The 5892-nt window shown below is 67.7% G+C and carries 9 protein-coding genes and 1 tRNA gene; 8 read left to right on the plus strand and 2 right to left on the minus strand.

What is annotated here, in order from left to right; translation table 11 throughout:
• The 7 genes from IE312_RS14300 to IE312_RS14330 form a co-directional block, all read left to right on the plus strand.
• The coding region (locus tag IE312_RS14300) for a DUF2637 domain-containing protein (RefSeq protein ID WP_229899719.1) at positions 1-423 on the plus strand (423 nt) is incomplete at its 5' end.
• Positions 424-434: 11 nt separating this feature from the next.
• Positions 435-626, plus strand: a complete 192-nt coding sequence (locus IE312_RS14305; protein WP_125214122.1) for a mobile element transfer protein — start codon at positions 435-437, stop codon at positions 624-626.
• 18 nt (positions 627-644) lie between these two features.
• Positions 645-839, plus strand: coding sequence for a hypothetical protein (locus IE312_RS14310; protein ID WP_189981725.1), 195 nt, complete (start codon positions 645-647; stop codon positions 837-839).
• A 14-nt stretch (positions 840-853) separates the two neighbouring features.
• The gene (locus tag IE312_RS14315; protein WP_189981727.1) at positions 854-1111 is read left to right on the plus strand and encodes a SpdD protein; all 258 of its coding nucleotides are present in this window, start codon (positions 854-856) and stop codon (positions 1109-1111) included.
• Between the two features lie 131 nt (positions 1112-1242).
• The gene (locus tag IE312_RS14320; protein WP_189981730.1) at positions 1243-2562 is read left to right on the plus strand and encodes a replication initiator; all 1320 of its coding nucleotides are present in this window, start codon (positions 1243-1245) and stop codon (positions 2560-2562) included.
• Entirely contained in the window at positions 2538-2732 is a 195-nt protein-coding gene (locus tag IE312_RS14325) for a helix-turn-helix transcriptional regulator (protein ID WP_189981731.1), read from the plus strand. Before IE312_RS14320 ends, IE312_RS14325 begins: the two co-directional genes overlap by 25 nt.
• Positions 2729-4102, plus strand: coding sequence for a tyrosine-type recombinase/integrase (locus IE312_RS14330; protein ID WP_189981733.1), 1374 nt, complete (start codon positions 2729-2731; stop codon positions 4100-4102). The genes IE312_RS14325 and IE312_RS14330 overlap by 4 nt, the downstream gene beginning before the upstream one ends.
• A gap of 149 nt (positions 4103-4251) precedes the next feature.
• Here IE312_RS14330 and IE312_RS14335 read toward each other — a convergent pair whose 3' ends face one another.
• A complete protein-coding gene (locus tag IE312_RS14335; protein ID WP_189981734.1) occupies positions 4252-4707 on the minus strand; it encodes a GNAT family N-acetyltransferase in 456 nt (151 codons plus the stop codon).
• 352 nt (positions 4708-5059) lie between these two features.
• A tRNA-Arg gene (locus tag IE312_RS14340) sits at positions 5060-5131 on the minus strand.
• A 165-nt stretch (positions 5132-5296) separates the two neighbouring features.
• On the opposite strand from IE312_RS14340, the gene IE312_RS44295 reads away from it, so the two are divergent.
• Positions 5297-5892: response regulator (locus IE312_RS44295; RefSeq protein ID WP_370467556.1), on the plus strand; the 596-nt coding region annotated here is incomplete at its 3' end.

A 5892-nucleotide genomic window follows, 5' to 3' on the forward strand; every position in this document is an offset into this window, starting at 1 on the left:
GGCGATGCGAAAGCATCCGGGTGGTGCTGGTTCGTGATCGCCCTCGCCGCCTCGCTCGGCGCCAACGTGGCCACCGCCGGTCTGCTCAACATGCATCAGATGCCGGCCTGGCTGCGCATTCTCGTCGCCGGATGGCCCGCGGTTGCCTTCCTCGGCGGGACGCTGCTCGCCCACACCACACACGAAACGGTCGAAGAGTCCACACCGGCTGCTCCGGAGCCGACCGCGATGGCCCCGGAGCCCGAACAACGACCAGCCGTCGCCCCTTGCCCGGTACCAGTCCCGGCCGCGCTCGTCGCTCACGCCCGCAAGGTTGCCGACGAACACCACGCCCGGACCGGATCGGCCATCGACACCTCAACCCTTCGCGCTCGGCTCGGCGTCCCCGCACCACTGGCCGAAGCCATCGCCGCACAGCTCTGAGAGGAGCACTTATGCCTGCCAACCGCCGATTCCGCCGAGTCATCCGCATCGGTCCCGTCCAGGTCGGCACGTACTACGACGGCCGGGGCCGCGAGAAGCACGCCGCCGTCTGCACAGCCCCGCGCTGCGGCTTCTCCGCCGACTACGACAGCCGCGCCGCCGCCGAACTGGCTGCCCGCACCCATCGCTGCCGCGTTCGCTGATCCGCCTAGGGAGCTCCCGTGACCGTCTCGCTGCCGCTCGTCTTCGTCCTGGGCGTCATCGCCTGGGCCGCGATCAAGTTTCTCGGCGTCCGGCTATGGGTCGCCGTCGTGATCGCACTGTTCGGCTTCTTGCTTTCGCACACCTTCCTCGCTCCCGCCATCGAGTCCGGCACCCGTTCCGGGGTCGGCGTGGTCAATGGCACCCACAAGTGACAAGGAGGTCCGCCGTGCTCCGCCCCAAACTGCCCGACATCCCGACTCTGCCGACGACAACCGTCACGCCTCAGCAGACGCAGGCTCCGGCCTTCTCCGCCAGCCGAACGGTCGCTCCGTACGTGGGCGTAGGTGTCGGCGCGGTCGCCACCGTGGTCGTCGTCGGCATCGTGCTCACCGCGCTCCTGGCGGCGGTCGCCATATCGGCCATGTCTGTGGCCATCGCCGCCGTGGTCCTGCGCTCCCTCCTCAGCAGCGCGCACAAGCGCTGACCGGCCACCGGGGCGGCAACAAGCCGCCAAGCATCCCGCCGCCCCGGGGCCGTCCCTCCCAACCGTCCAAGCAGCCGAAAGGAACTGTCATCATCACCCGGCAGACTCCGCTTCCGCTGGCGGAACTCTCCATGCTGGCCTCCCTCGGCACCATGCCCGAGCTGGCTCACCAACTGTCCGGACTGGGCGGCTGCACCCACCCCGTCCGCCTCGACGGCCATCGCACCGAATACGCGGTGGACCAGACGACCGGCGAGATCGGCCGTGTCCTACACCACCTGGACTCGTCGGCCCTGCCCGCCGGTCAGCTCCTCGTCCGCTGCAACAACCGCCGCGCCACCCGGTGCGCGGCCTGCGCCGAGACCTACCGCCGCGACACCTACCATCTGATCACCGCCGGACTGCGCGGTGGTAAGGGCACGCCCGAACGGGTCGCCACGCACCCGCGCGTCTTCGCCACCTTCACTGCCCCCAGCTTCGGCCCGGTTCACAACCGCCCTTCTGGCGGCCGGAACTGCCGTTGCGGTCTCCGGCACGAGGAAGGTGACGCCGTCCTGGGGACGCCCCTCGACCCGGACTCCTACGACTACGAGGCGGCCGTGCTGTGGAACGCGCACGCGGGGGCACTGTGGCGGCGGTTCTCGATCTACCTCCGCCGTGAGGTCGCCAAGCGGGCCGGCCTTACTCAGCGAGCATTCCGGCACCATGCCCGGATCTCCTTCGCGAAGGTGGCCGAGTACCAGAAGCGGGGTGCCGTCCACTTTCACGCCGTGATCCGCCTCGACGGCCCCGAGGGTGGCGACTCCGCTCCTCCCTCCTGGGCCACTGCCGAGCTGCTGACCGATGCGGTTCGGGCAGCTGCCACTACGGCGCGCGTCGGCGGGCCGGTGATCGACGGGCGGCCCCATACCTTCGTCTTCGGCCGTCAGCTCGACGTCCGCACGATCCGCTCCGCTGATTTCGACGACGGCCAGGAGCTGACCGAGCGGGCCGTAGCGGCGTACATCGCCAAGTACGCCACCAAAGGAGCAGAGACCGCGACCGGCACCCTGGACCGGCCTATCAAGTTTCTCGCCGAGCTGGCACAGGTCCAGATCAGCGAACACGCCCGGCGGATGATCCGCACCGCTTGGACCTTGGGCGCCCGTGCCGAGCTGGCAGAACTCCGCCTGCGGGCTTGGGCCCACATGCTCGGCTTCCGCGGCCACTTCTCCACGAAGTCCCGCCGCTACTCCACCACTCTCGGTGCCCTCCGTGACGCCCGCGCCGACTGGCGCCGGGCCCAAGCGGTTCCGCCTGTCCCGGAGGACGGCGAGACCACGCTTGTCCTCGCTCACTGGGTCTTCGCCGGCACTGGCCTGTCCCGCGCCGAAGCCTGGCTTGCCGCATCCCTCGAACCCGCTCCCGGAACGGAAGGAGAGCCGACATGGAAGCCCGTCGCGACGAGCTGATGACTGTTCGCCAGGTCTTGGACGAACTGGGCGGCGTTTCTCGCCGGACGTTCTATCGCTGGCGCGAGCTGGGGGAGGGGCCGGCCGCGTTCAAGCTGCCCAACGGGGAGCTTCGCATTTGGCGCAGCGATTTCACCTCGTGGCTTCGGCAATTGGAGGCGGCTGCGTGAAGTCTCTCGACGTCAAGGTCTGGAGCGTCCGGAAGAGGAACACCAAGAAGCCGTCCTTCGATGTCCGATGGACTGTGGCCGGAAACGTGTTTTCCGAGCAGTTCCGTACCAAGGGGCTCGCGGACCACTACCGTTCCAAGCTGCTCCGTGCCGCTCATGGCGGCGAAGAGTTCGACATCGTTGCTGGGTTGCCTGACTCGATGGTCGAAAGGGCAGCTTCGATGAGCTGGTACGCCTTCGCCCTGAAGTATCTCGCCATGAAGTGGCCCCACGCGGCTCCCAACACGCGTAATGGGATCAATGAGGCGCTGACCGCGGTGACAATGGCTCTTCTCGACGATCGTCCAGGCCAGCCATCCGAGGAGCTGATCAGGAAGGCGCTTCGTAACTGGGCCTTTGTCCTTCCGGGTCCGGACGAGCGTGAATTGCCGAGTGAGATCGCGAACGCTCTGCACTGGGTGGCCAAGGCGTCGCGCCCGCTTTCAGACCTCGGTGATGCTGCGATCGGCAGGGCCGTCCTGGACTCGCTGAAGCTGAAGCTCGATGGGACGGCAGCAGCTGCGGAGACGGTTCGACGCAAGCGTCGAACACTCGTCAATGCGATGCACTATGCGGTGGACCTCGGCGAGTTCAAGGAAAACCCGATCACGGGCATCCGATGGAAGAAGCCGAAGGTTGCCGGGGAAGTCGACCCTCGGGTGGTCGCCAATCCCGAGCAGGCTCGGTCCCTGCTGACTGCGGTCTCGTACGTCGGTGGGTACAGCCGGGCACGTGGCCGTCGACTCGTCGGCCTGTTCGCCTGCATGTACTACGGCGCCCTGCGTCCGGCTGAGGCCGTGGGCCTCACCAGCGCGGATCTGAAGTTGCCAAAGGTCGGCTGGGGGACAGCACTGTTGAACCGGACGCGTCCCAGTGTCGGCAAGCAGTGGACCGACTCCGGCGAGACCCACGACGACCGAGGCCTCAAGAACCGGCCGGCGGAGGAGGTCCGGCTCGTGCCTATCCCGCCCCAGCTCGTCGCCATCCTCCGGCAGCACCTCGATACGTTCGGCACTGCTGAGGACGGGCGGCTGTTCACCAACGAGCGCGGGGGAGTGGTCGGCTCGTCCACGTACTACCGCGTGTGGCAGGAGGCTCGGGCGCTTGGGCTCCAGCCGGCTGCCGTCGCCTCGCCACTCGCTGCGCGGCCGTACGACCTCCGACACTCAGCGCTGTCGACGTGGCTCAACTCCGGGGTAGATCCGACCGAGGTGGCCGAACGTGCGGGTAACAGTGTTGAGGTGCTGCTGAGCCGCTACGCCAAATGCATTGATGGACGGCAGGAAATCGCCAACCGCAAGATCGAAGAGTTGCTGCGCGAATACGAGTGACGAGGCACATAGCCATTAGCCCCTGGCCCGCGAACGGGCCGGGGGCTTCGTCGTGGTTGTCGGGCGTCGGTCGCTGGCAGGCTTCCGAAGCCAATCAAGTTCTTAGTCAGGTGACCACCGGAGAACGGTCTGCGGTTTCCCGTATGAGTTCACTGGGCGGGGAAGACGAGCCGCAGAACGATCTCGCCGTCATCGATCTCCCCGGTGGGCTCGAACCCGAACTTCTGGTAGAAGGGCCACGGTTCGCCGTCGCCGGGATCGTAGCTAGTCAGCAGCTCGGTGGCGCCATCCGCGCGAACCAGAGCGGCAATTCGCGTGAGAGTCTCTCGGCCGATCCCTCGTCTCTGGTGCCGCTTGTCGATGAGGAGGCGCCAGATGAAGTGCCGCCCTTTGTAGGGACCAGCCGGCGGCTTCCACGACAGCATCACGAAGCCGACTGGCTCGTCGCCGATGTACACGGCGCGGTACCAGGGATTGGCCTCCGGGTGCTGTGCCGCCTGCTTGAGCGACTTGGACACGGAGGCGACGAACTGCTTCTGATCACGTCGGACGCGGAGGGCACGAATGGCATCCCGGTTGTCGTCGGTGATCTCTCGCAGGTGCACGCCTGGAGGCCTCATGCCACACCCTTCCTGCATGCGGGGGCTGCGTCGGCCGGGCCGACGTGAGGAGCCGCCGCCGTGCGGAGTCAGTCGTGTGCACGCACTATCAAGGACGTCAGGTTGGACGTCCTCGCAGCGTATTCGACGCCGCGAATCTGGACCGGAACCGGCACGCCGGGCGACGTCCGCTCCAGGCAGCCGCTGTGACCTGGGCAGACGCGCTCAGTTCCTGTCCACGAATAGTCCACAGACCCCGGCATACGCCCGCTTCGGGCCGCATACGCCTGCATATACGCGAAGACCCCGGCCTCAGCGTTTCCGCTGGTGACGGGGTCTTTGGGCACCTCATGTTGGGTGCCCCCGGCAGGATTCGAACCTGCGCACACGGCTCCGGAGGCCGTTGCTCTATCCCCTGAGCTACGGGGGCGTGTCGGGCGCTGAGCTCTCGCTTGCGGCGACGGGTAGAACACTAGCAGGTCCCGCGGGGTGATCAGGAACCCGTTTCCCCGGGTCGGGGACGGGGGGTCCCCTGTACGGGGTGGAAGTGGGGAAAACCCGGACGCGGTGGCCGGTCCGGACCTACTCTCGACGTGTGCCAGGCGCTCCGGGCCGGGTCCTTGTCGTGGACGACAACAAGGTCATCCGGCAGCTGATCAGGGTCAACCTCGAGCTGGAAGGGCTAGAGGTCGTGACCGCGGCCGATGGTGTCGAGTGTCTGGACGTGGTGCACGAAGTGCGGCCCGACGTCGTGACGCTCGATGTCGTCATGCCCCGGCTGGACGGCTTCCGTACCGCTGCCCTGCTCCGGGCCGATCCCCGTACCCACCACCTGCCCCTCGCCATCATCAGCGCGTGCACTCAGTACGAGATGGAGGCCGGCCTCGATGTGGGTGTGGACGCGTTCCTCGCCAAGCCCTTCGAGCCCGCCGAACTGGTCCAGCTCGTGAAGCACCTCATCGAGCGGCGCACCGGGCATGAGCATGCGGGAGATGGGGGGACAGGGCACGAGGGGCATGGGGGAGCCGCCGGAGAAGCGCGCGGGGGAGGAGATGGCGGCGAAGGTCCCGGTGGAGGGGACCGGGGTGAGGGAGATGAGGGGGAGGGTGGGGGCGGGGACGCCGATGGTGTCGGGGGGTCTCTCAGTCGCCGAGTCCGTCTCTCGCCCGGTCAGGGAGTCTCGCCGGGTCA

This window comes from Streptomyces capoamus, assembly GCF_014654935.1.
Taxonomy (GTDB): Bacteria; Actinomycetota; Actinomycetes; order Streptomycetales; family Streptomycetaceae; genus Streptomyces; species Streptomyces capoamus.

Excerpts from the sequence above, each read along its gene's own strand:
- IE312_RS14305 (WP_125214122.1), top strand. The coding sequence starts at position 435 with ATGCCTGCCAACCGCCGATTCCGCCGAGTCATCCGCATCGGTCCCGTC.
- IE312_RS14320 (WP_189981730.1), top strand. The coding sequence starts at position 1,243 with ATGCTGGCCTCCCTCGGCACCATGCCCGAGCTGGCTCACCAACTGTCC.
- IE312_RS14325 (WP_189981731.1), top strand. The coding sequence starts at position 2,538 with ATGGAAGCCCGTCGCGACGAGCTGATGACTGTTCGCCAGGTCTTGGAC.